Below are 24,036 nucleotides of genomic sequence, written 5' to 3'. Positions count from 1 at the left end.
GTCCCGCGCCGGTCGTCCGGATACGAAAAAGCCGCCCCCTCTCCGCCGGGGAGAGGGGGCGGCTTTCCCGCCGTCATCGGATGATGGCGATTACAGCCCGATCAGACCGCCATCGGTCTTGGTGATGACGATCGTGGCGGAGCGGGGGCGCGCCGGGGTGGCCACCGCACCGGACTGGTTCGCGGGCCAGCTGCTGCTGATCGCGGTCGGGCTGCCGCCTTCGCCCGGATGCTGGATGTTGACGAACACCGAGCGGCCATCCGGGGTGGAATGGATGCCCGTGATCTCGCACTGCTTCGGCCCGACCAGGAAGCGGCGCAGCGTCGCGCCCGGTGCCTTGCCGATCCGCGTCGTCACCGTGGCGGTGCCATTCAGCGTGCTGGTGACGGAGCGGGTGCCGCCGTCGCCGACCGTGCCGGGGATCGCGGCCAGCATCATGCAGTTGGTGACATCGGTATAGGAACCGTCGTCGGTCTGGATCCACATCACCGGCGTACCCTGACCGGTGGCGTTGCTGTTCAGGCCAAACCACAGCCCGTCCGGCGACGAGAAGTCGTTGGTCGCATCCAGCCCCGACAGGTTGATGTTGGTCGGATCCAGGTCGCTGCCCGCACCGAAGGCATAGATGTCCCAGGTGAAGCTGGTCGCCTCCGACGTGTCGCCCGCCTCGCGCAGGCGGATGACATGGCCGTTGACGTTGCCGGTGCTGGGGCCGCGGCCATCGACCTTGGGATCGGTATAGGCGCGCGGGTTGGCGGCATCGACCGCGTTGGTGCCCGTGGTGGTCCGCGACGAATTGTTGGTCAGCGTCAGGTACATCTCGCCCGTCGCCGGGTTGACCGCGGTCCATTCCGGCCGGTCCATCCGCGTCGCGCCCAGCACGTCGGCGGCGAGGCGGGTGTTGACCAGCACGTCCGCCTGATCGGCGAAGGGGTAGGTGGCGTTTGAAGCGGTCAGGCCATTCTGCCCGAACACCAGCGGCAGCCACTGGCCGCTGCCGTTCGCATTCAGCTTCGCGACGTACAGCGTGCCGCTGTCGAGATACTTGTCGCCGATCGCCAGCCGGTTGGTGGCGTTCGCGTCCGCCGCCGACCACGGCGTCGCCGACACGAACTTGTAGAGATATTCGTTCTGCGCGTCGTCGCCCATGTAGAAGGCGGGCTTCACCCCGGCGATGGTGCGGCCGATCTCGCAGCCCTCATGGTTCATGCGACCGAGCGCGGTGCGCTTGCGCGGGGTGGAGGCGGGGTCGAACGGATCGATCTCGACCACCCAGCCCAGCTGGAACGGCTCGTGGCTGAAATCGCCGGTGCCGTCGGTCGGCGTGTCGGCGACGACGTTGGCGTTCCAGCGGGCGAACACGGTGCTGCTGGCATCGGTCGGCGTCGCGGTCGACCACAGATAGTTGCCCAGACGACCGGCAGGTGATGAAGAGGGTCCAATTCCATAGCGGGCGAGCGAGGCGTTCTCTTTGCCCCGTCCGGCTGCAACCCGTGCCGCCACATCGCCATTCGCACGGCGGAAGTATCCGGCCCAGTTCTCTTCGCAGGTCAGATAGGTGTGCCACGGCATCGTGCCGTTGGCGCAGTTGTTGATGGTGCCGCGACCGGTGGTGCCGTCGGGCGACTGGCGGGTGCGAAGCACCGGCGTGCCGCGTACCGGGCCGCTGAACGCCATCGGCGTGTTGGGGGTGATGCGGCGGTTGAGCGCGGATGCCTGGTTGTAGGTCCATGCCCCCGCCGTGCTGCGCGATACCTCGATCACCGACACGCCGTGCGCCTCGATCTCCTTGATCGCCTCGGCGGCCGGGCGCGGGCCGTTCGACAGGTTGGTCGGGCCGTTCGGGTGGAGGTAGGATTCGGTGATGTTCTCGTGGTTCATCACCAGCAGGCCGCGCGTGCTGCTGTTGGCGTCCGGGGTGTTGCCCGTCGAGGCGAGCCCGAAATAGCTCATGCCGTCATGATGGTCGCCCGCGCGCTGCGCGAAGTTCACGTCGGTGCCGTCATTGGCATAGGCCGCGACGCCGGACGCGATCGGATCGCCCAGCCGGTACAGCACGGTGACGGCATAGCCCTCGGGCACCGACACCACGTCCGCCAGGCTCTTGGGCACGGCGGTGAAGCCCAGCACCGCCGGCTGCACCGTCACGGTGGTATCCGCCACGCTGGGGGTGCCGTCGCCGCTGTTGGCGGTGAAGCGGAACACCAGCGGCGTCGCCGTCGCCACGCCGGGGGCGGTGAAGCTCGCGGTCTGGGTGGCGGCGTTCGCCAGCGTCACGGTCGGGCCGCTCACCTGCGTCCAGGCGACGCTGCTCGCGACGGCGCCGCTGGTGGTGCCGGTCAGCGTCACGGTGCGCCCGGCGGTGACGGTGCCGGTGCCGCTGGCCCCGACCGTCACCGTGTCGCCGCCCTCGTCGTCGTCGCAGCCGGTCAGCAACATGCCCCCGAACACCGCCGCCGTCATCGCCGACAGGCCACCGCGCAGCGTCTGCCGCCGCGAATAACGGCTGGCGATCAGCTCGTTCATATGGGGGTTGGCGGATCGATTGGTGTCGATATCACCATCGTCATAGCCGGAAGCCGTCAAGAAATCGGTCATCGCAGAAAGGTTCCCCGGAAGATCAGTGTTCCGGGCATTGGCCGCTCACGATGACGCGGGCGTTGCGGAATGAAGACAGGTCCGTGGCGATATGAAGACGAAACGGCGACAGGACCGGACCGGCGTCAACTCAGCCGGTCGATCTCCTCCGGGCTCAGCGATCCGGGCACGACCATGATCGGCACCCTCAGCGCCCCCGCGTCCGCGCCGGTGAAGGCGGTGACCAGCGCCCCCGGCGCGCCCGATGCCGCCGCGCCCAGCACCAGCGCCGCGATCTGGCCGTTGCCCGCGATCGCGTCGCGGATCACCTTCGGCCCTTCGCCCTCCAGCACGGTGATCGCGGGGGTCAGCCCCGATTCGACGAACAGCGCGCCCGCCGCGCGTTCCACCAGTGCCTCCGCCTGATGGCGCGCCTCCTCCTCGATCGTCGCCTGCACCCCGCCGAACGCGATGAATTCCTGCGGCGGCAACAGCGCCAGTATCTCCACGCCGCCGCCGGTCTTCACCGCCCGCCGCGCGGCGAAGCGGAGCGCGATCTCGGCTTCGGGGCTTTCATCGATCACCACCAGATATATCCGCATCTGCGCTCCCCAATCGCTGCCCTTGCGGGTCCTGTCTGCCGGTCGATCGGCGGTCATGCAAGCGCGCGGGGTTGACCGGGGCGAGCGGGGGCGCGAGAGAAGCGGCCTGTTACGGAACGCCCGAGGACATTCATGCCGATCGAGATCAAGATGCCCGCGCTGTCGCCGACGATGGAAGAGGGCACGCTGGCCAAATGGCTGGTGAAAGAGGGTGACACCCTCAAGTCCGGCGACATCATGGCTGAGATCGAAACCGACAAGGCCACGATGGAATTCGAAGCGGTCGACGAAGGCGTCGTCGCCCGGGTGCTGGTGGCCGAGGGTACCGACAATGTGAAGGTCGGCACCGTCATCGCGATCCTGGTCGAGGAGGGCGAGGACGCATCCGCGGTCGACGCGCCGGCCGCGAAGGCGGAAACGCCGCAGCCCACCGATACGCAGTTCAAGGGCAGCCCCGACCCCACCGATCCCAACGCCAAGGGTAACGAGGGCGACGCCGCTCCCCGCACCGAGACACAGGCCGAGGATCATGGCCGTCCCGCCGATGCCGGCCCCGCCAAGGCCGGTACCGCGAACGCCGCCCCCGCAAAGGCTACGGGCGACCGCGTGAAGGCCAGCCCGCTTGCCCGCCGGCTGGCGGAGGCCAAGGGGCTCGACCTCGCCGCCGTGTCCGGCTCCGGCCCCAATGGCCGCATCGTCAAGGCGGACGTCGACAATGCCAAGGCGGGCGCGAAGCCCGCGACGCAGGCCGCTCCGGCCGACGCCCCCGTCGCCGCCGCGGCCCCCGCATCGGCGCCCAGGCCCGCCGCGATCCCCGACATCCCGCACGAGACGGCCAAGCTGTCGAACATGCGCAAGACGATCGCGCGCCGCCTGACCGAATCGAAGCAGACGGTGCCGCACATCTACCTGACGGTGGACGTGCGTCTCGACGCGCTGATGAAGCTGCGCGGCGAACTGAACGCCTCGCTGGAAAGCCGTGGTGTCAAGCTGTCGGTCAACGATCTGCTGGTGAAGGCGCTGGCGGTGTCGCTGATGGCGGTGCCGAAGTGCAACGTGATGTTCACGCCGGACCAGCTCGTCACCTTCAAGCGCGCCGACATCTCGGTCGCGGTGTCGACGCCCTCGGGCCTCATCACCCCGATCGTGAAGGAGGCCGACACCAAGTCGCTGTCCGCGATCTCGACCGAGGTCAAGGATCTTGCCGCCCGCGCCCGCGACAACAAGCTGAAGCCGGAGGAATTCCAGGGCGGCACCGCCTCGATCAGCAACATGGGCATGTTCGGGATCAAGCAGTTCGAAGCGGTCATCAACCCGCCGCAGGGCATGATCCTGGCGATCGGCGCGGGTGAGAAGCGGCCCTACATCGTCGATGGCGAACTGGGCGTCGCCACCGTCATGTCGGCGACCGGCAGCTTCGATCACCGCGCGATCGACGGGGCCGACGGGGCCGAGCTGATGAAGATGTTCAAGGAACTGGTCGAGCGGCCGCTCGGCATGCTCGCCTGATCCCGGCGATGGACGTCCATCCCGACGAGATGCCGCCCGAAGGGTTGCCGGCGGTCCGCGTGATCGCGATGCCGGCGGATACCAATCCCTATGGCGACATCTTCGGCGGCTGGCTGATGAGCATGATGGATTCGGCCGCCGGGTCGGTCGCGTCGCGCCACAGCCATGGCCGCGCGGTCACGATCGCGGTGGAGGGGATGACCTTCCACCGCCCGGTCGTCGTCGGTGACGAGGTGTCGGTCTATGCCACGTTGGCGAAGGTCGGCCGCACGTCGATGACGATCGAGGTCGAAAGCTGGCGCCGCGCCCGCCACGACGACCGCAGCTACAAGGTGACGGAGGCCAAGTTCACCTTCGTCGCGATCGGCGAGGATCGCCAGCCGCGGCGCGTGCCCGCGGTCGATCCCGCCCCCAATCCGTAATGGCCGGCGAACGCCGGACGCTGAGAAGGAAGACCCCACGTGGCTGAGACCTACGACCTCATCATCCTCGGTTCCGGCCCTGGCGGCTATGTCGCCGCGATCCGCGCCGCGCAGTTGGGGCTGAAGACCGCGATCGTCGAGCGCGAGCGGCTGGGCGGCATCTGCCTCAACTGGGGCTGCATCCCGACCAAGGCGCTGCTGCGCACGTCGGAAATCTATCATTACATGACCCATGCCGATTCCTACGGCCTGTCTTGCGAGAAACCCGGTTTCGACCTCGGCAAGATCGTCGATCGCAGCCGCAAGGTGGCGGGCCAGCTGAATGCCGGCGTCAAGGGCTTGATGAAGAAGAACAAGGTTGCCGTCCACGAGGGCGTCGGCACGATCACCGCCAAGGGCAAGCTGTCCGTCAAGCAGGGCGACAGGACCGTCGAGCTGGAGGCGAAGAACATCATCGTCGCCACCGGCGCGCGCGCCCGCGACCTGCCCTTCGCCAAGGCGGACGGCAAGCGGGTGTGGACCTATCGCCACGCGATGGTGCCGACCGAGATGCCGACCAAGCTGCTGGTCATCGGATCGGGCGCGATCGGTGTCGAATTCGCCAGCTTCTACAACGACATGGGCGCCGACGTGACCATCGTCGAGATGCTGCCGCGCATCCTGCCGGTCGAGGACGAGGAAGTGTCCGCCTTCATGGACAAGGCGCTGACCAAGCAGGGCATCACCTTGCTGAAGGGCGCCGGCGTCGAGAAGATCGAGCCGGGCGCATCGTCGGTGAAGGCATCGATCAAGGGTAAGGACGGCAAGGTCGAGACGACCGAGTTCAGCCACGTCATCGTCGCGATCGGTATCGTGCCGAACACCGAGGAGATCGGGCTGGAGGCGCTGGGCGTCGAAACCGATCGCGGCCACATCAAGACCAACGGCTATGGCCAGACCAATGTCGACGGCATCTGGGCGATCGGCGACGTCACCGGCGCACCGTGGCTGGCGCACAAGGCGAGCCATGAGGGGGTGATCGCGGTCGAGAAGATCGCCGGCGGCAACCCGCACCAGATGGACAAGGGCAACATCCCCGGCTGCACCTATTCGCGCCCGCAGGTGGCGTCGGTCGGGATGACCGAGGCGAAGGCGAAGGAAGCCGGCTACGAGCTGAAGGTCGGCAAGTTCCCCTTCATCGGCAACGGCAAGGCGATCGCGCTGGGCGAGGCCGAAGGCTTCGTGAAGACCGTGTTCGACGCCAAGACCGGCGAACTGCTCGGCGCGCACATGGTCGGCGCGGAAGTGACCGAGCTGATCCAGGGCTATGTCGTCGCGCGCCAGCTGGAGACGACCGAGCAGGAACTGATGGAAACCGTCTTCGCGCATCCGACCCTGAGCGAGATGATGCACGAGAGCGTGCTGGGCGCCTACGGCCGGGCGATCCATATCTGACGATCATGGGGGGCGGCGCGGCGCAACGTCGTGCCGCCCCACACCGGGGGTGTCCTACACCGCCGCTCCACGCTATCGACACAGAACCGCTCTTTCCCACCACCGGACGCCACCGGGACCGGTCACGAACACCCCCTGTAGGATGAGACTTTCGTGACTTTCCGGTGTGACTTTCCGCGCTCGGGGGATCGGTGTCGTCATCCCGGCAGGTCCGATCCGGCACCATGACGCGCGATCCGCGCCGACTCGTCCCGCTCGCCGCGATCCTGTCGTTCGCTGCCGCGCTCGCGCTGTTCTGGCCGGGTATCGCCGAATATGACAGCGTGCTGCAATATGCGCAGGCGTTGAGCGGCCGGTACGACGACTGGCATCCCCCGGTCATGGCGCGACTCTGGTCGGTCCTGATCGCGACTGTCGGGCCGGGGACGGGGCCGATGCTGATCCTGCAACTGGGCGGTTACGTGATCGGGCTGGCCCTGATCGCCGCCGCGCTGCTGCGCGACGGGCGTCCGCGGGCGGCACTGGCGGTCGCGGCGATCGGCTGGTGGCCGCCGTTCCTGGGATGGCAGGGCGTGGTGCTGAAGGATGCGCAGGCGGTCGCCGCGATGGTGGCGGCGCTGGGGCTAGTCGGCTGGTATCGGCTGGGGGGCAGGGCGGTGCCGTGGCCGGCGCGGTGCGCGGTCGCCACGATCCTTCTCTACGCATTACTGGTCCGCGCCAACGCGGTCTTCGCGATCGCGCCGCTGATCGCCGGCCTCGCCGTCACCGCCGGTCCCGTCCGCCGGGTCGGCATCGCCGTCGCGATCGTCGCGGCGACCCTCGCCCTGTCGCCGGCCATCAACCACCATCTGCTGCGGGCGACCGGCAGCGGGGTGGAGAAGACCCAGCCATTCTACGATCTCGCCGGCATCGCGACGCGGACGGGTACGACCGCGACCGGGTTCACCGCGACGGGGTTCACTGCGGCGGAGGCGAGGGGACTGGTCGCGCATCGGTGCGTCACGCCGTTCTTCTGGGATCGGCTGGGCGACGCCCCCGGTTGCGGCCCGGCGACGGTGCGGATGTGGCGGCAGCCGGCGGGGGCGTTGTACCGGCAACTGGCCCTGGCGGCGGCGACGCATCCGGTCGCGTATCTGTCGCACCGGCTCGCCCATCTCAATTCCACCGATCGTTGGTGGGTGCCGGCGCACTGGCCCGGCGCCGCGCCGCCCGGCGGGTCGGAGCCGAACGACCTGGGACTGGCGGAACCGCGCAGCGCGGCCACCGAATGGGAACGGCTGGCCGGCTGGCTTGCCGGGACGCCGGCGGGATGGCCGGTCGTCTGGATCGCGGTTGCGATCGTCGCCCTTGCCGCCGGCTGGCGGATCGCCGGTCCCGGCGCGGGTATCGCCCGGGCATTGCTGGCCTCGGCGCTGGCGCTGGAAGCCAGCTTCGCCGTCATCAGCATCGCCTCCGATCTCCGCTATCATCTCTGGCCGATGATCGCGACCGCGCTGGCGCTGGCGTTGCTGGGGCGGATGCCATGGCGCGGGCACTGGCGGATCGCGCTGATCGCCGTGCTGGCCGGGGTGATCGCGATTGGCGGGATCGCGCGCATCGTCCTGCCGTCGCCGCCGCAAAGCTATGCCGACTGGATGGCCTGACCACGGGGCTTGGCGATCGGCCCCGCCTGCGACATGATCGCGGGCGATCGCAAAGGGGTATCGAATGACGCGGAAAATGGCGGCGCTGCTGATGGCGCTGGCGGGTACGACGGTGGCCGCACCGGCGGCGGCGAAGACGGTGGTGGTCACCGCCGCACGGCTGATCGACGTCGACAAGGGGCGGGCGATCGACGATCCGGTGATCGTCATCACCGATGGCCGCATCGCCACCGTCACCGGCCGGGGCGGTGCCCGCCCCGTCATCTCGCAGGGGGCGGAGCGGATCGACCTGCCGGGCAGGACGCTGCTGCCCGGCCTGATCGACATGCACGTCCATCTCGATGCCGATGCCCGGATCAGCGGATATCGTCGGCTCGATTACACCGACAGCTTCTGGCAGGCGGTGGGCGTCGCCAATGCGCGGGCGATGCTGGCGGCGGGCTTCACCACCGTCCGCAACGTCGGCTCGACCGATTACAACGATGTCGGGCTGAAACAGGCGATCGATGCCGGCTACGTCCCCGGTCCCCGCATCGTGCCGGCCGGCTATGCGCTGGGCGCGACCGGCGGGCATTGCGACGGTAGCGAAGGACTGCCCCCCAGTTTCGAGGGCGTCCGCAACCCTTCCGTCGCCGACGGGGTCGACGGGTATCGCCGGCTGGTCCGCACCCAGAAGAAATACGGCGCGCAGGTCATCAAGATCTGCGCCACCGGCGGCGTCCTGTCCCGCACCGACGCGCCCGGCGCGCAGCAGATGAGCTATGACGAGATGAAGGCGGTGGCGGACGAGGCGCATCTGCTGGGGATGAAGGTCGCCGCCCATGCACACGGCACCGCCGGCATCACGGAGGCGCTGCGCGCGGGCATCGATACGATCGAACATGCCAGCCTGGCCGATGTCGCCGCGTTCAGGCTCGCCAAAGAGCGCGGCGCCTGGTTCTCGATGGATATCTATGACGACGACTATATCCTCGCCGAGGGGGCGAAGAACGGCGTGCACGAGGAGTCGCTCGAAAAGGAACGCCAGATCGGCCGCAAGCAGCGCGAAACGTTCCGCGACGCCCACCGCGCCGGGGTGAGGATGGTGTTCGGCACCGACAACGGCGCGGTCTTCCCCGCCGGGCAGAATGCGTTGCAGTTCGCCAAGATGGTCGAATGGGGGATGACCCCGATCGAGGCGATCCGCAGCGCCACCAGCGATGCCGCGCTGGCGCTGGGCCGCGACGATGTCGGGCAGGTCGCGGTCGGCCGCTGGGGCGATCTGGTCGCAGTCGATGGCGATCCGCTCGCCGATGTCCGGGTCCTCGAACGTCCCGTCGCGGTCATCAAGGGCGGCGTATCCGTCCGATGACGGCGGACGAATGGGCGGCACGGCTGGCCGGCGGCGAGCGCATCGCCGAACCGGTCGCGGTCGTCGTCGCCCATGCCGATGACGAGACGCTGTTTGCCGGCGCGCTGCTCGGTCGTGCCGACGATGCGCTGCTGATCCACGTCACCGACAGCGCGCCGCGCGACATGACCGATGCCCGGCGCTTGGGCTTCGCGACGCGGGCGGATTATGCGGCGGCGCGGGCGATCGAGGTCGATGCCGCGCTGGTCGCGCTGGCGGCACGGCCCCGCAGGATCGGGCATGGCATCGCTGATCAGGATGCCGTGCTGTGCATCGCCGCGATCGCCGATCGGCTCGTCGGCGAACTGGCCGGCGTCGCAATGGTGGCGACCCATGCCTATGAGGGCGGGCATCCCGATCACGACGCGGTCGCCTGCGCGGTGCGGCTGGCGGTCGATCGCCTCGATCCGCCACCGGCGCTGGTCGAGTTTCCCAGCTATCACCTGCGCGGCGACGTGCGGATCTGGGCGGAGTTCTGGCCCGATGCCGCCCATCCCGAACATGGCCGCGCGCTTACCCCGGTGGAGGCCGCGCGGATCGAGGCGGCGCTGGCCGCGCACGCCAGCCAGGCGGGCGTGTTCGAGGACTGGCGACCCCGCGTCGAACGGTGGCGCGCCGCCCCCGATCATGATTTCACCGCGCCGCCCCCGCCGGGCGCGTGCCTGTACGACCGGTTCGGCTGGGCCATCACCGGCGATGGCTGGCGGCAGCACGCGGCGGCGGCGATTGCTTCGGTTCGCGGAACACGGGGTCGGGGCGGCCGTTAACTCCTTTCGAAAGCGAAAGGAATCCTGATGGCCCTCAATCCCCCGGTCCGGTTCGATCCCGCGGTGGAAACCGTCCAGCCGGATGAGGCCGAGGTGATCGGCCAACTCAACGAATCCTTCCAGTCGATCCTCGACACCACCTCGCAGGATTATGGCCATGCCGTCCGCGCGGTCCATGCCAAGGCCCATGGCATCGCCAAGGGCACGCTGACCGTTGCGGCGGGTCTGCCACCTGAACTGGCGCAGGGACTGTTCGCTTCACCGGGCCGGTACGAGGCGATCATCCGGCTCTCGACCAATCCCGGGGACATCCTCGACGATTCGATCGGCCTGCCGCGCGGACTGGCGCTGAAAGTGATCGGGGTAGAAGGTGAGCGGCTGCCGGGATCGGAAGGCGATACGACGCAGGACTTCATCATGGTCAATGCGCCCGTCTTCGCCGCGCCCGACGCCAAGGCGTTCTCGAAGAACCTGAAGCTGCTCGCGAGCACCACCGACAAGGCCGAAGGCGGCAAGAAGCTGCTGTCCGGCGTGCTCCGGGCGTTCGAGGCGACGCTGGAGGCGGTCGGACTGGAATCGGCGACGTTAAAGCAGATGGGTGGGGCCGCCAACGTCCATCCACTCGGCGAAACCTATTTCAGCCAGACGCCGTTCCGCTACGGCGATCACATCGCCAAATTCCAGCTGGCACCGGTCAGCCCCGCGCTGACCCGGCTGACCGGCGATATCATCTCCACCACCGATCGCCCGGATGCCCTGCGCGAGGCGGTGCGCGACGTGCTGATCGAACAGGGCGGCAGCTGGGAATTGCGGGTCCAGCTCAACCGCGATCTGGACGCGATGCCGGTCGAGGACCCGACCAGCGAGTGGCCGCAGGAAGACAGCCCGTTCCAGACCGTCGCCACGCTGGACGTGCCGCCGCAACCGTCATGGGAACATGGCGGCTCCGATGCGGTCGACGATGCGCTGTCCTACAGTGTCTGGCATGGTATCGCCGCGCACCGCCCGCTCGGCAACGTCAACCGGGCACGCAAGGACACCTACGCCCATTCCGCCGAATTCCGGGGGCAATTCAACGGCTGTCCGATCCATCAGCCTGCCGCTCTGGCCGACCTGCCCTGATGCCGGCCGGGTTGACGGCATCGCGCCGAGCGGGAAGGAAGGCACGATGACCGTTCTTTTCCACGTCAGCGACGTCCATTTCGGCAAGGAAGACCCACAGGCGATCGCCTGGTTCAAGGAACGCGTCGAGGCCGAACGCCCCGATGCGGTCATCATGACCGGCGACCTGACGATGCGCGCCCGCACGCGCGAGTTCGAGGCGGGCGGCGCCTGGCTGAAAAGCCTTGCTGCCCCGGTCACGGTGGAAGTCGGCAATCACGACATCCCCTATTACTGGGACCCGATCCGCCGATTCCTCAATCCCTATTCGCGCTATGCCGCGATCGAGAAGATGATCGAGCGGCCGCTGGAACTGGCCGGCGTCACCATCGTGCCACTCAAGACGACGGCGCGCGCGCAGTGGCGGTGGAACTGGTCGAAGGGCCATGTCAGCCCCCGGTCGCTCCGCTCCGCGCTGGCGTTGATCGAGAAGGCGCCGGCGGGCAACCTGATCTTCGTCGCCGCGCATCACCCGCTGATCGAAGGCGGGACGAAGGGCACCGCCAAGACGCAAGGGGGCGACGTGGCGCTCGCCGATCTCGCCGCCGCCGGTGCCCATGCGGTGTTGACGGGCCATGTCCACGATCCGTTCGACGTTCCCGTCGACCGCGCGGGCTGGACGATCCGGATGATCGGGGCGGGCACCCTGTCGAAGCGGGTGCGCAACAGCCCGCCCGCCTTCAACGAAATCCGGATCGACGGGACACGGTTCGACACGATCGTGCGGACGCAGGACGACCAGCCTCGCCATTCGATCAGCGAGACGACCACCGCCGGCCGTCCCGCCTGATCCGGGTCACAGCAATCGGACGAGCATCAGGATCAGGCCCAGCACCGATACCGTCCAGCACAGGCTGCGCAGATAGGGCACGCCCATCAGGTACAGCGGCAGATAGACGATCCGCGCGATGAACCATGTCCACGCCCCGATCGCGCCCAGTCCGCCGCCACGATCACTGACTGCCAGCGCGAGGGCCAGGGCGATGAAGGCGGGATAGGTTTCCTGAAAGTTGCGCAGCGCCCGTTGCGCCCGGCCCGCCAATGTCCCCAGCGGCTTCGCCTCGCCGTCGCGCGGCCCGGCGTTCCAGCCGAGGCCCCGATCAAGGGTGGCCATCTGCCCCTGGGTCATGATGTAGACGACCAGCAATATCGTCGACCAGCCGAGCAGCACGAGTTCGATGGGCAGGGTCGGCATGATTATTCCTTCGTATGACGCGGTCCCAACGCCCCATGCCTCTCGCGGCTCCGGCCATCGGGAGGGCGGGGCCCCTCCCGATGGCCGTCAGTCGTCAGAACCGGTACTGCACCCCGGCATAGAATTGCGGGCCGGTGTGGCTGTAGACGAAGGTGCTGTCGCGGGTCGAATCGATGAACTGCCGATAGAAACGATCGAAGATGTTCAGCCCTTCGAAGGTCAGCTTGATCTTGTCGGTCACCTGATAGGAAGCGGACAGGTCGAAGACGAGGCTCTTGTCGACCCCCTCCAGATCCTGCAGCGGATTGTTGGCGGGCAGGGCGATGATGTACGGCCCGCGATACGACCCGGAAATGCGCGCGCTCGCCTTCTTGTCTTCGTAATATAAGGTCGCGTTGAAGGCGTCGCGCGACAGGCCGAGCAGATCGCGCTTGGTGGTGTTGGCGGCACTGGCCGCGAGGAAATAAGTGATCTTCGACTGAACGTGCGTGTAGTTGAACAGCGCACCGGTATTGGCGAGCGGCCCCGGCAGGAAGCTGAACGCCTGCTGGTAATTCACCTCCACGCCCTTCAGCGGCCCGCCCGGCGTGTTGCGCGCCTGGTTGACGGTGAACAGCGTGACGTTGGGATCGAGGCCGCTGTTGGCGATCAGCTCGACCGGCAATCCGGTCTGGTTGAACGTCAGCTGCTGCGCCTGGTTCTGGATGTAGGAATTGATGTCCTTGTAGAAGACCGCGACGGACAACAGCGAGTTGCGCGAGAAATACCATTCCAGCGACGCGTCGTAGGTGCTGGCGCGGATCGGATCGAGTGCGGGATTGCCGCCGTTGACGCTGGGCGTGCCGCTGATCGTCACGCTGGCCCCGGGGCTGAGGAAGCCGAGCTCGGGCCGGGTGATGACCTTCGCGAACGCCGCCCGCACCAGCAGGTTGGAGGTCAGGTCGCCGACGAGGTTGATCGACGGCAACCAGTCGTCATATTTGTTGCCGGCGGTTACGAACCGGGCGATGCCGCTGGAATAGCCGGTCGAGGTCAGATCGGTCTTGGCATAGCGCAGGCCGGCATTGCCCCGGATCGGCAGGCCCCAGCGATTGAGATCGAAGTCGAGCTGACCGAAGGCGGAGAAGATCTTCTCATGCACCCGTCGCGACGCGCCGAGATTCTCGATCAGCGCGAAGGCACCGGTATAATCGTCGAGGCCATATTGCTGCGCGAACGCGCCATAGTTGATCGCCACCCATGATGTCGGGAATACGCCGTCGCGCATCCCGTCGCCGAAATCCTTGACCAGCTTGGTCAGCCCGGCCAGTTCGGCGGCGGTCAGCGTCGGTACCGTGAAGTTGTTGGGACGCTGATAGACGCGGTTCAGGAAATCGAACTTGTCGTAATGAAGACCGCCCTTCAGCGTGAAGCCGTCCTCGAATTTCCACGCGAGGTTGTATTCGAACGTCCGGTTCCTGTTATCGAGCGTCGACGGCGTGGCGCGGATTTCGGCGCTGCCCGGTGCCAGTGTGAACTGCGAGGGATCGGTCACGTCGAAACCGAACCCGATCGTCGGCTGGTTGCGGCTATCACGGAAATCGATCGTCTGGCGGGTGTTGTTGCGCCCGAACAGGAACGTCGTCTGATCCTTTTGCCTGAAGTCGGTCTTCGCGATGCCGAGCAGGGCGGTGCCGACCAGATTGTCGGTGATGTCGAACTTGCCGTGCAGCGTGTACTGGCTGAACTTGCTGCGGAACCGGTCATATTGCGTATCCGACCGCACATCGACGCCATCGAATACGCCGTAGGCGATGTCGGACACCTGCTGGCCGAAATTGGCGCCCTGCGTCCCGCTGGTCCCCGCCGGACGCAGCACCGCCTCGCGGATCGCGGTCTGCGGCTTGCCGAAATTGGGGGAGGCGATCGCGCGGGCGAACGAGAAGCCCTCCAGCCAGTTCTCCTCACGCTTCACCTTGAAGTCGGAGAACAGCGCGTCGACGCCGATTTCCACCCCGTCGGTCGGCGCCCATTGCAGCGACCCGGTCACCCCCAATCGCTGCTGGTTGTGGTTGAACCGGCCGTAGCGCGGCAGGCGCGGCAGGAAGACGGTGGAACGGTTGACCTGCCCGTATAACGGATCGCCCGCCGCCGGCCGCGCCACGCCGGTCGCGCAATTGGCGGCATCGGTGCCCTGCGCCGCGTTTAAGGCGGGCGAAACCGGTGTCACCCCGACCGGCGAACAGAAGCCGCCATCCGCCGTCGCCGGGTTCCAGCCACCCGACCCGAACTGGTCCTCGTAATAGCGTCGTTTGCTGAATGCCGCCGACACCAGCGCACCGATCCGGCCAATCCCGGTATCCCAGGTGCGCGAGGCGACGCCGGTCAGCTTCGGATCGACGTTCTTCGCCAGCGAGTTGTAGCCCGCCTGTGCGCTCAGCACGAGCGTGGGTTCCTTGTAATCGAACGGGCGCGCGACGTTCAGGTCGACGGTCGCGCCCAGCGATCCCTCGATCGTCTCGGCATCGGCGGTCTTGCGGACGACCAGATTGTTGAACAGCTCGGACGCGAACACGTTGAAATCAAAGCCGCGACCGGTGTTGATGCCGCGATCGGAGGTGGTCGCGCCCGAGATCGCCTGTGCCTCCATCCCGTTCACGCGTACGCGGGTGAAGCTGCCCGACAGGCCACGCACCGTGATCGCGCGCCCTTCACCGCCGACGCGGTTGATCGACACGCCGGGCACGCGCTGGAGCGATTCGGCAAGGTTGTTGTCGGGGAAGTCGGCGATATCCTCCGCCTTGATGACGTCGATCGCCGAGGTTTCGTTGCGTTTGGCGTTGAGCGCGCTGTTCAGGCTGGCCCGGAAGCCGGTGACGATGATGTCCGGGCCGTCGCCGGCCGCGGCCGCGTCCACCGCCTGCGGATTGCCGGCGCTGCCGCTGGGATCGGTCGCCGGTCCTTCGGTGTTCGCCGGGACGGAGCCACCGGGCTGCGGCGTCGGTTGCCGGACGGGTGCGGTCCGGGCCGCGTCCTGCGTTGCCATGGCCAGCGCTGGCATTGGCGAGACAAGTGCGATCATCAGGCCGGTCAGCGATGCGCTGCCGAGAATGTAGGCGCGATGGACATGTGGGCGGGCCATGGAAATCCTCCTCCTGTATGTCGGTGCCTTTTCGGCATCGTTCATCTCATGATAGGCACAGGCAATCGGCAACGACAACTCGGCATATGATCGGCTGCCATGCAATTTGAGCACTGATGCATGAATGTCGCGATGATAGCTGATGAAGCGATACGACGATGGCAGGCGTTCGACTGTTGATGGACCGCCATAATGGCTGTCCGATGTCGGGAAGAACGGCGATGCGCTTCGTACAGATCGAGATGTTGCCTGCTGGCAAGGCGTTGGTTGATATGGATAAATTAACGCATGCTGTGCCGGAAGGCGAAGGACTTCGCCTGTATCTGGGCGGGCAGCATCTCAATGTGCCGCATACGATCGCCGAACTGGAGAACGTCTTGGCCGGGCATGACCGTACCGATGACGGCAACCGCCATTCGGCCGGATTCGGCATGCGATAGCAATCGCGCGGTCGTTCGGCCCCCGGCGTCGCTGTCGTTCTTGTGGCACGGCCGCGATCGGTTAGGTCGGGCATATGGACCTTGACGACCAGATGCGCCGCTATTTCGGCACCGCCGACCTGAACGCTGTGCCACCGGTGGCGCTCGCCGCGGGGCTTGAGCATATGCGAGTCGACCTTGGGTTGGAAAAGGACCGGTCGCGTCGCTTTGCGTTGTGGACCCTGATGTTTACGCTGGGCGCTGCACCGGATTTGGATATCACGTTCACGGACCCGGCCGACCGTAATGCGGCTCGGACGTTGATCGAGATGACCGAGCGGCTCGCTTCTGAAGACGAATGATCAATGCCCGGGTTGCCTGACCTGCACATAGTCATGCCGGCCTGACAAGGAGCTAGATAGTGCGTTTGCATACCGATCGCCCAATCAAGAGCGATGATATGTCGGGTTTCTTAAAGCATCGGAAAGTATCGTTGATCGAACGTTAACCATCAATAAATTGTCGGTGTTTGCCCGTTGTTAGGGAAATGGCGCCATGAAGGGAGGGCGGGTTGCCTTTGAGGCGACGCGCCGGGGGACCACCGCCTTGGTCCACGGCCGCAGAAGCAGCCGTTCTTTCCAGAAGGAAGATTTCACATGGCAATGTCCGTCAACACGAACACCGGTGCGATGGCTGCGCTGCAGGCGCTGAACTCCACCAGCAAGGGTCTGGCCACCGTCCAGAGCCGCATCAACAGCGGCCTGAACGTCAGCTCGACCAAGGACGATTCGGCTGCCTTCACCATCGCGGAAAAGCTTCGCGGTGATCTGGGTGGGCTGAAGGCGGTCACCTCGTCGCTCAGCCGGGCGAAGAGCGTGACCGATGTTGCGGTCGCAGGCGCAGAGCAGATCTCCGACGTCGTCAACCAGATGAAGACGCTTGCGAAGCAGGCTTCGGATGAAGGTGTCGACCAGGCGAGCCGCGATGCGTACAACAAGGACTTCACGGCCCTTCGCGACCAGATCACCACGATCGTCAACTCGTCCGAGTTCAACGGCACCAACCTGCTCAAGACCAGTGGCGGCGAAGTCTCCGCCCTGCAGTCGCTGGGCAGCGTGTCGAGCGGCAGCTACACCGCCGACACGTTGAAGGTCGAAAACCAGAAGATGGATCTGGCGACGACCGCAACGACCGGCAAGCTGGATACGGGATCGACGATCAAGTCGGCATCGGATGCGAAGACGATGGTCGGCACGCTGGACGCGCTGGGCAAGGACATCAACACCAAGCTCAGCGATCTGGGTTCGGCCTCGCGCAAGATCGACGCGCAGAGCGCGTTCGCCAGCAAGCTGTCGGACGCGATCGAGGGCGGTATCGGCAACCTCGTCGATGCCGATCTGGCCAAGGAGTCGGCGAAGCTGCAGGCATTGCAGGTCAAGCAGCAGCTTGGCGTGCAGGCCCTGTCGATCGCCAACCAGGCGCCGCAGACCGTCACCTCGCTGTTCCGTTAAGGAACACGGGGCGGCCGCCTCTTCGGAGGCGATACGATCCGGCATACCGGGGCGGAGCGATCCGCCCCGGCTTTTTTGCGTCGTATGCGCCCAGCGCAGCGGCATTTATGGCAGGGCGTCAAGAAAATCGTTGCGGACCCGAAAATTTTGGTCGCTTAGCGGCTCGCCTGTTCCTCTCACGATCGCCCGCCCGCTCCATCATGATCTTCATCGCTGCATCCCGATCGGCCTCGACGTGAACACCACCGAGGTGATCGCCTTCGTGCTGGGCATCGTGAACGTGACGCTGGTCGTTCGCCGTAGCATCTGGAACTATCCGTTCGGGATCGCGATGGTGTCGCTATATGCGGTCGTGTTCGCCGAGGCGCGGCTGTACAGCGACATGCTGCTCCAGTTCTTCTTCATCGCCGTCAACGCCTATGGCTGGATATCGTGGATACGCCACCGCGCGGCGACCGGCGCGGTCGTGGTGGAGGGGATGACGCGAAGCGAACGCTGGCGCTGGACGCTGGCCACTACCGCGATCGCCCTGGTCTGGGGTGGGCTGATGCACCGTTTCACCAATGCCAGCCTGCCATGGTGGGATGCCGCGATGGCGGCGGCCAGCATCGCCGCGCAATGGTTGCTGGCGCGGCGCAAATGGGAGAACTGGGTGCTGTGGATCTCGGTCGATATCGGTTCGATCGGCCTCTATCTGGTCAAGGAACTTTGGCTGACGGCGCTCCTGTATCTGATCTTCCTGCTGCTAGCGGCGTGGGGACTGGTCGACTGGCGGCGGCGGGTGGCAGCATGACCCTGCGTTCGGTGTGCCTGCACGGGCCGGAGAGCACCGGCAAGTCCACGATCGGTCCGCGCCTCGCCCGGCGTTTCGGCAGTCCCTACGTTCCCGAATATGGCCGCACCTATGCCGAAGAACACGGCACCGACTTCACCATGGCCGACCTGATCGCGATCGCCGAGGGCCATGATCGCATGGCGCGGGCGGCGGTGGCATCGGGTCCGTATCCGGTGATCCTCGATACCGATCCGCTGATGACGGCGGCGTGGGCGACGATGCTGTTCGGGCGGCAGGACCCGTGGTTCGACGCATGGACGGGCACTGCCGACCTCTACCTGTTCCTCGACACCGACCTGCCCTGGGTGGAGGATGGCACCCGCCTGTTCGGTACCGTCAGCGAGCGGGAGCGGTTCCGGGCGGCGGCGATGATGGAACTGGTCAGGCGCGACCTGCCGTTCGCGGTCGTGCGGGGGCAGGGGCAGGCGCGGTACGATGCCGCGCTTGCCGCGATCGAAGCGGCTTTGGCTTGAGCGCAACACCCTGCTAGGGGCAGGCACATATGGCTACCGACCTTTCCCGCATCCGCAATTTCTCGATCATCGCGCATATCGACCATGGCAAGTCGACGCTGGCCGACCGCCTCATCCAGCATACCGGGGGGCTGACCGCGCGCGAGATGAGCGAGCAGGTGCTCGACAACATGGACATCGAGAAGGAGCGGGGGATCACGATCAAGGCGCAGACGGTGCGCCTGTCCTATCTCGCCGCCGACGGCCTGGATTATACGCTGAACCTGATGGACACGCCGGGGCATGTCGACTTCGCCTATGAGGTGAGCCGCAGCCTGGCCGCGTGCGAGGGGGCGTTGCTGGTGGTGGACGCCGCGCAGGGGGTCGAGGCGCAGACGCTGGCCAACGTTTATCAGTCGATCGAGCACGATCACGAAATTGTCCCTGTTATCAACAAGATAGACTTGCCCGCTGCCGAGCCGGAGATGGTGCGCAAGGAGATCGAGGACGTGATCGGCATCGATGCGTCGGGCGCGGTGCTGGCCAGTGCCAAGGCCGGGATCGGCATCGCCGACATCCTGGAGGCGATCGTGACCCGCATTCCGCCGCCCAAGGGCGATGCGGAGGCGCCGTTGAAGGCGATGCTGGTCGACAGCTGGTACGACCCGTATCTGGGCGTCGTGATCCTGATCCGCGTGATCGACGGCGTGTTGAAACGCGGCCAGCAGATCAAGTTCATGCAGGCGGGCACCGTGCATTTGGTCGACCGGGTCGGCTGTTTCCGCCCCAAGATCGAGCAGTTGCAGGATCTGGGGCCGGGCGAGATCGGCTTCATCACCGCGCAGATCAAGGATGTGGCGCAGGCCCGCGTCGGCGATACGCTGACCGATGCGAAGCGGCCGGCGGCGGAGGCGCTGGAAGGCTTCAAGGAAGTGCAGCCGGTGGTGTTCTGCGGGCTGTTCCCGGTCGACGCCAACGATTTCGAGAAACTGCGCGAATCGATCAGCAAGTTGCGCCTGAACGACGCATCGTTCAGTTTCGAGATGGAGACGTCGGCCGCGCTGGGCTTCGGCTTCCGCTGCGGGTTCCTGGGCCTTTTGCATCTGGAGATCATCCAGGAGCGGCTGACGCGCGAATACGACCTCGACCTGATCACCACCGCGCCGTCGGTGGTGTACCAGATCGAATTCACCCATCCCGATCCGGCGGGGATCACGCAGATCGACCTGCACAATCCCGCCGACATGCCCGACGTCAACAAGATCAAGACGATCAGCGAACCGTGGATCAGCGCGACGATCTACGTCCCCGACGAATATCTCGGCAGCATCCTGAAGCTGTGCCAGGACCGGCGCGGTATCCAGCAGAACCTGACCTATGTCGGCGGCCGGGCGCAGGCCACCTACGAACTGCCGCTGAACGAGGTGGTGTTCGACTTCTACGACCGGCTGAAATCGCTGTCGAAGGGCTATGCCAGCTTCGACTATGCCCAGATCGGTTACCGCGAGGGCGACCTCGTCAAGATGAGCATCCTCGTCAACGAGGAGCCGGTCGATGCGCTGTCGATGATCGTCCATCGCGGCACCGCCGAGGTGCGCGGGCGTGGCATGGTGGAGCGGCTGAAGGAACTGATCCCGCGCCACCTGTTCAAGATCCCGATCCAGGCGGCGATCGGCGGCAAGGTGATCGCGCGCGAGACGATCAGCGCGATGCGCAAGGACGTGACCGCCAAGTGTTATGGCGGCGACGCCAGCCGCAAGAAGAAGCTGCTGGAGAAGCAGAAGAAGGGCAAGGCCAAGATGCGCGAGTACGGCTCGGTCAGCATCCCGCAGGAGGCGTTCATCGCCGCGCTGCGGATGGGCGACGACGGCTGATCCCGATGACGCGGCAAGGGTGGATCGCCGCCGGCACGCTGATGCTGGGCGGCGCGGCGGCGCTGCCCGCACAGGCGCAGACCGTGCAGGACCTGCAACGCCAGATCGACGAACTGAAGGCGACGATCGCGGAGTTGAAGGCGGCGCAGGCGGGCAGGGCATCCGCCCCCGCCGCCGCGCCGATCGCCCCGGCGGGCACGGCGGTGGCAGCGTCGCCGACGACGGGGGCGCCCGCCGTTGCCCCCACGGCCACGCAATCCGCCGCCATCCAGCCTGCTGTCACACGGCCGACCACCACGCAGGTGGCGGTGGTAGCAGACAAGCCGAAGCCGGCGCACTGGTACGAGCGGATCACGCTGCGCGGCTATACGCAGATGCGCCTCAACGAGTTCCTGTCGGGCGACCGGACCGCGCCGGCCGGCGTGTCGCGCCTCCGTTCGGTGCATGACGGCGGCATCGGCGAGGACAGCAACTTCACGCTGCGCCGGGTCCGCCTGATCCTGCAGGGCGACATCAGCGACCGCGTCTCGTTCTACCTGCAACCCGATTTCGCGACCAATGTCAGCAACCAGTCGGGCGGGGAGCGGCGCGAAGGCTTTCTCCAGCTGCGTGATGCCTATGTCGACGCGTTCCTCGATCCCGATCGCCGGTTCCGGCTGCGCTTCGGCCAGTCGAAAGTGCCGTTCGGGTGGGAGAACCTGCAATCATCATCGAACCGGCTGACGCTGGACCGCAGCGACGGCATCAACAGCGCGGTGCCCAGCGAACGCGATCTGGGGATCGTCGCCTATTACACGCCGTCACGCGTGGAAAAGATCTGGGACCGGCTGACCGACGACGGGCAGAAGCTGTTCGGCAATTACGGCGCGTTCGGACTGGCGGTGTATAACGGGCAGGGCACCAACCGGGCCGAAACCAACGATGGCCTGATGACGGTGGCGATGGCGACCTGGCCGATCGAGCTGGACGGGCTGGGCGCGGGCTGGACGGGGCAGGTGTTCGAGTTCGGCGCGGCGGCCCTGCGCAATCAGGTGAAGCCCGAACTGCGCGCGGGCGGCGTGAGCGCGGTATCGTTCCGCGACGAACGGGTCGGGTTCCACGCGATGCTCTATCCTCAGCCGATCGGGTTCCAGGCGGAATGGAATTGGGGGCGCGGCCCCGAATTCGACCGCGATCTGCGGGCGATCACGACGAAGCGGCTGAACGGCGGCTATATCCAGACGATGGCACGCGTGCGCCAGTCGCCGCTGGGGCCGTTCATGCCCTATGCCCGGTGGCAACGCTATCGCGGCGGCTGGAAGGCCCTGCCCAATGCCCCGCGCCTGGACACCGACGAATGGGAACTGGGCATCGAGTTCCAGCCGACCCCGCCGCTGGAACTGACGATCGCCTATGCCCGGATGGACCGCACCGAGGCGGACGAACGCCGGATCGGTCAGGCGGAGGGAAGCCTGATCCGCACGCAATTGCAGTGGAATTACTGAACGACGGCACGACATCGGCCTGATCCATACCGCCGTGGCGGGCATGGCCGGGCGACGGCGCGTCCGCCCGTGGCCGGTCAGTTGGCGGCGGTCTTCGTGAGCAGGGGCAGGCTGTCCTCGATCCAGTCGGTCAGCGCCTCGACCAGCGCGGCCGCCTGCCGCCCCTGATCCGTCAGCGTATATTCCACCTTTGGCGGGACGGTGGCGAAGCTTTGCCGTCGCACCAGACCATCGCCTTCGAGCTGCTTGAGAGTTTGCGACAGCATCCGTTCGCTGACCCCCGCGACCGTCCGGCGCAGGTCGCTGAACCGGAGCGTGCCGGGCATCAGGGCGATGAGCGCCAGCGTGCCCCATGTACTCGTCACATGTTTCAGGATCGCGCGCGACGGGCAGCGCGGGGCGAAGACATCGCCCTGCCGCAGGCGATCCGCGAGACGGGCGGGCGAACGATCCGGCATCGTCATGCTTACCTTTGTGTGCGTACTTACGAATGGTAAGATAGGGGCTTATGTCCGGCGTACAACGACGACAGCGGAGAATGATATGTACGCCATCACCGGAGCATCCGGCCAACTGGGCCAACTGGTCATCGAAGACCTGCTGACCAAGGTCGCGCCGGCCGAGATCGTCGCGCTGGTCCGCGACCCCGCCGGGCTTTCCCGGCTGGCGGATCGGGGCGTCGTGGTGCGGCCGTTCGACTATGACCGGCCGGAGACGCTGGCACCGGCACTGGCGGGTGTCGACCGGCTGTTGCTGATATCGTCGAGCGCGGTGGGCAAGCGGGTTTCCCAGCATCGTGCGGTGATCGAGGCGGCCAAGGCGGCCGGGGTCGGCCATATCGTCTATACCAGCATCCTGCATGCCCCCGACAACCCGATGCAACTGGCGGGCGAGCATCGCGAGACGGAAGCAGCGATCGTCGCCAGTGGACTGGCGCACACGATCCTGCGCAACGGGTGGTACACCGAAAACTATACCGCATCCGCCGCCCCCGCGGTGCAGCACGGTGTGCTGGCGGGCAGTGCTGGCAACGGCCGTATCTCGGGCGCCAGCCGGGCGGACTATGCGGCGGCGGCCGCGACGGTGCTGGCCGATGGCGGCACGGCGGACCGGGTGATCGAACTGGCCGGCGACGATGCCTTCACGCTCGACCAGTTCGCCGCCGCGATCGGCGAGATCGCGGGCAGGCCCGTGGTATATCGGGACATGCCGGAAGCGGACTACCGCCAGATGCTGGAAGGCGTCGGTCTGCCGGCACCGGTCGCGGCCATGCTGGCGGAAAGCGACGCCAAGGCGGCACAGGGCAGCCTGTACGATGATGGTCGCGCCCTCAGTCGGCTGATCGGCCGGCCGACGACGCCGTGGCGCGACACGCTGCGCGCCGCCTTGCAGGGGTGAGCGTTTGGCAGAGGTGACGCGGCATGGCTGCGGCGGCCCTGTGGGCGGCCGCTTCGCGGCGGGGTGATCGGCCTTATCCGCCCGATCGGGGCGGGCGTAGCGAGGCAATCCAGGGCGTGACGCACCGGGCGCTGGATTGCTTCGCTACGCTTGCAACGACGGATGGGTGGGTCTTCCGTCATCATGCTCCGTCGTCGGGCGGGTATCGGCGATCGGGGCCGATCCATCCACCCGTCCGGCTT

At 66.7% G+C, this 24,036-nt stretch carries 21 protein-coding genes; 16 read left to right on the top strand and 5 right to left on the bottom strand.

Annotation, left to right across the window (positions count from 1 at the left end; genetic code table 11):
- Positions 1-90 precede the first annotated feature (90 nt).
- Positions 91-2,598: a PhoX family protein gene (locus tag IFT82_RS01365; RefSeq protein ID WP_192123643.1), complete on the bottom strand. Its 2,508-nt coding sequence runs from the start codon at positions 2,596-2,598 to the stop codon at positions 91-93.
- A gap of 125 nt (positions 2,599-2,723) precedes the next feature.
- Complete coding sequence (locus IFT82_RS01360) at positions 2,724-3,179, bottom strand: universal stress protein (RefSeq protein WP_192123641.1); 456 nt, start codon at positions 3,177-3,179, stop codon at positions 2,724-2,726.
- A gap of 132 nt (positions 3,180-3,311) precedes the next feature.
- On the opposite strand from IFT82_RS01360, the gene IFT82_RS01355 reads away from it, so the two are divergent.
- From IFT82_RS01355 to IFT82_RS01320, 8 genes are all read left to right on the top strand, one after another.
- Positions 3,312-4,688: a pyruvate dehydrogenase complex dihydrolipoamide acetyltransferase gene (locus IFT82_RS01355; protein WP_192123640.1), complete on the top strand. Its 1,377-nt coding sequence runs from the start codon at positions 3,312-3,314 to the stop codon at positions 4,686-4,688.
- An 8-nt stretch (positions 4,689-4,696) separates the two neighbouring features.
- Positions 4,697-5,110 (top strand): acyl-CoA thioesterase, encoded by a 414-nt coding sequence (locus IFT82_RS01350; RefSeq protein ID WP_192123638.1) that lies wholly within the window; start codon positions 4,697-4,699, stop codon positions 5,108-5,110.
- Positions 5,111-5,149: 39 nt separating this feature from the next.
- Positions 5,150-6,544 carry a dihydrolipoyl dehydrogenase gene (gene lpdA / locus IFT82_RS01345; RefSeq protein WP_192123636.1) on the top strand — a complete coding sequence of 465 codons (1,395 nt, stop codon included), beginning with the start codon at positions 5,150-5,152 and terminating at the stop codon, positions 6,542-6,544.
- A gap of 224 nt (positions 6,545-6,768) precedes the next feature.
- A complete protein-coding gene (locus tag IFT82_RS01340; protein ID WP_192123635.1) occupies positions 6,769-8,187 on the top strand; it encodes a hypothetical protein in 1,419 nt (472 codons plus the stop codon).
- Between the two features lie 64 nt (positions 8,188-8,251).
- Positions 8,252-9,538: a Xaa-Pro dipeptidase gene (locus IFT82_RS01335; protein ID WP_199860271.1), complete on the top strand. Its 1,287-nt coding sequence runs from the start codon at positions 8,252-8,254 to the stop codon at positions 9,536-9,538.
- Positions 9,535-10,344 (top strand): PIG-L family deacetylase, encoded by an 810-nt coding sequence (locus IFT82_RS01330; RefSeq protein ID WP_192123633.1) that lies wholly within the window; start codon positions 9,535-9,537, stop codon positions 10,342-10,344. Before IFT82_RS01335 ends, IFT82_RS01330 begins: the two co-directional genes overlap by 4 nt.
- A 27-nt stretch (positions 10,345-10,371) precedes the next feature.
- Positions 10,372-11,466 (top strand): catalase family protein, encoded by a 1,095-nt coding sequence (locus tag IFT82_RS01325; RefSeq protein WP_192123631.1) that lies wholly within the window; start codon positions 10,372-10,374, stop codon positions 11,464-11,466.
- 46 nt (positions 11,467-11,512) lie between these two features.
- Entirely contained in the window at positions 11,513-12,295 is a 783-nt protein-coding gene (locus IFT82_RS01320) for a metallophosphoesterase family protein (protein WP_192123629.1), read from the top strand.
- Positions 12,296-12,301: 6 nt separating this feature from the next.
- Here IFT82_RS01320 and IFT82_RS01315 read toward each other — a convergent pair whose 3' ends face one another.
- Together IFT82_RS01315 and IFT82_RS01310 are read right to left on the bottom strand one after the other, a co-directional pair.
- On the bottom strand, positions 12,302-12,700 hold the full coding sequence (locus IFT82_RS01315) for an MAPEG family protein (protein ID WP_192123626.1): 399 nt from the start codon (positions 12,698-12,700) through the stop codon (positions 12,302-12,304).
- A 94-nt stretch (positions 12,701-12,794) separates the two neighbouring features.
- Positions 12,795-15,821 (bottom strand): TonB-dependent receptor, encoded by a 3,027-nt coding sequence (locus IFT82_RS01310; RefSeq protein WP_199860270.1) that lies wholly within the window; start codon positions 15,819-15,821, stop codon positions 12,795-12,797.
- Between the two features lie 221 nt (positions 15,822-16,042).
- Between IFT82_RS01310 and IFT82_RS01305 the strand changes: the two genes are divergently transcribed.
- From IFT82_RS01305 to IFT82_RS01275, 7 genes are all read left to right on the top strand, one after another.
- Complete coding sequence (locus IFT82_RS01305) at positions 16,043-16,261, top strand: hypothetical protein (protein ID WP_192123623.1); 219 nt, start codon at positions 16,043-16,045, stop codon at positions 16,259-16,261.
- A 74-nt stretch (positions 16,262-16,335) separates the two neighbouring features.
- Complete coding sequence (locus IFT82_RS01300) at positions 16,336-16,602, top strand: hypothetical protein (protein ID WP_192123621.1); 267 nt, start codon at positions 16,336-16,338, stop codon at positions 16,600-16,602.
- Positions 16,603-16,896: 294 nt separating this feature from the next.
- On the top strand, positions 16,897-17,751 hold the full coding sequence (locus tag IFT82_RS01295) for a flagellin (RefSeq protein ID WP_192123619.1): 855 nt from the start codon (positions 16,897-16,899) through the stop codon (positions 17,749-17,751).
- Between the two features lie 235 nt (positions 17,752-17,986).
- On the top strand, positions 17,987-18,544 hold the full coding sequence (gene pnuC / locus IFT82_RS01290; protein ID WP_192123617.1) for a nicotinamide riboside transporter PnuC: 558 nt from the start codon (positions 17,987-17,989) through the stop codon (positions 18,542-18,544).
- Entirely contained in the window at positions 18,541-19,059 is a 519-nt protein-coding gene (locus IFT82_RS01285; protein ID WP_192123615.1) for an AAA family ATPase, read from the top strand. The genes pnuC and IFT82_RS01285 overlap by 4 nt, the downstream gene beginning before the upstream one ends.
- A gap of 29 nt (positions 19,060-19,088) precedes the next feature.
- The gene (lepA, locus tag IFT82_RS01280; RefSeq protein ID WP_192123613.1) at positions 19,089-20,912 is read left to right on the top strand and encodes a translation elongation factor 4; all 1,824 of its coding nucleotides are present in this window, start codon (positions 19,089-19,091) and stop codon (positions 20,910-20,912) included.
- A 5-nt stretch (positions 20,913-20,917) separates the two neighbouring features.
- The gene (locus IFT82_RS01275; RefSeq protein ID WP_192123611.1) at positions 20,918-22,396 is read left to right on the top strand and encodes a porin; all 1,479 of its coding nucleotides are present in this window, start codon (positions 20,918-20,920) and stop codon (positions 22,394-22,396) included.
- A gap of 77 nt (positions 22,397-22,473) precedes the next feature.
- Here IFT82_RS01275 and IFT82_RS01270 read toward each other — a convergent pair whose 3' ends face one another.
- Positions 22,474-22,854: a winged helix-turn-helix transcriptional regulator gene (locus tag IFT82_RS01270; RefSeq protein ID WP_192123610.1), complete on the bottom strand. Its 381-nt coding sequence runs from the start codon at positions 22,852-22,854 to the stop codon at positions 22,474-22,476.
- Positions 22,855-22,939: 85 nt separating this feature from the next.
- On the opposite strand from IFT82_RS01270, the gene IFT82_RS01265 reads away from it, so the two are divergent.
- Positions 22,940-23,794: an SDR family oxidoreductase gene (locus tag IFT82_RS01265; RefSeq protein ID WP_192123608.1), complete on the top strand. Its 855-nt coding sequence runs from the start codon at positions 22,940-22,942 to the stop codon at positions 23,792-23,794.
- Positions 23,795-24,036: the final 242 nt, after the last annotated feature.

The sequence above is a fragment of the Sphingomonas sp. CFBP 8760 genome, from assembly GCF_014841615.1.
GTDB lineage: Bacteria > Pseudomonadota > Alphaproteobacteria > Sphingomonadales > Sphingomonadaceae > Sphingomonas.
Note: the sequence above shows the minus strand (reverse complement) of the source record. Positions and strands in the feature narration are given on the sequence as shown.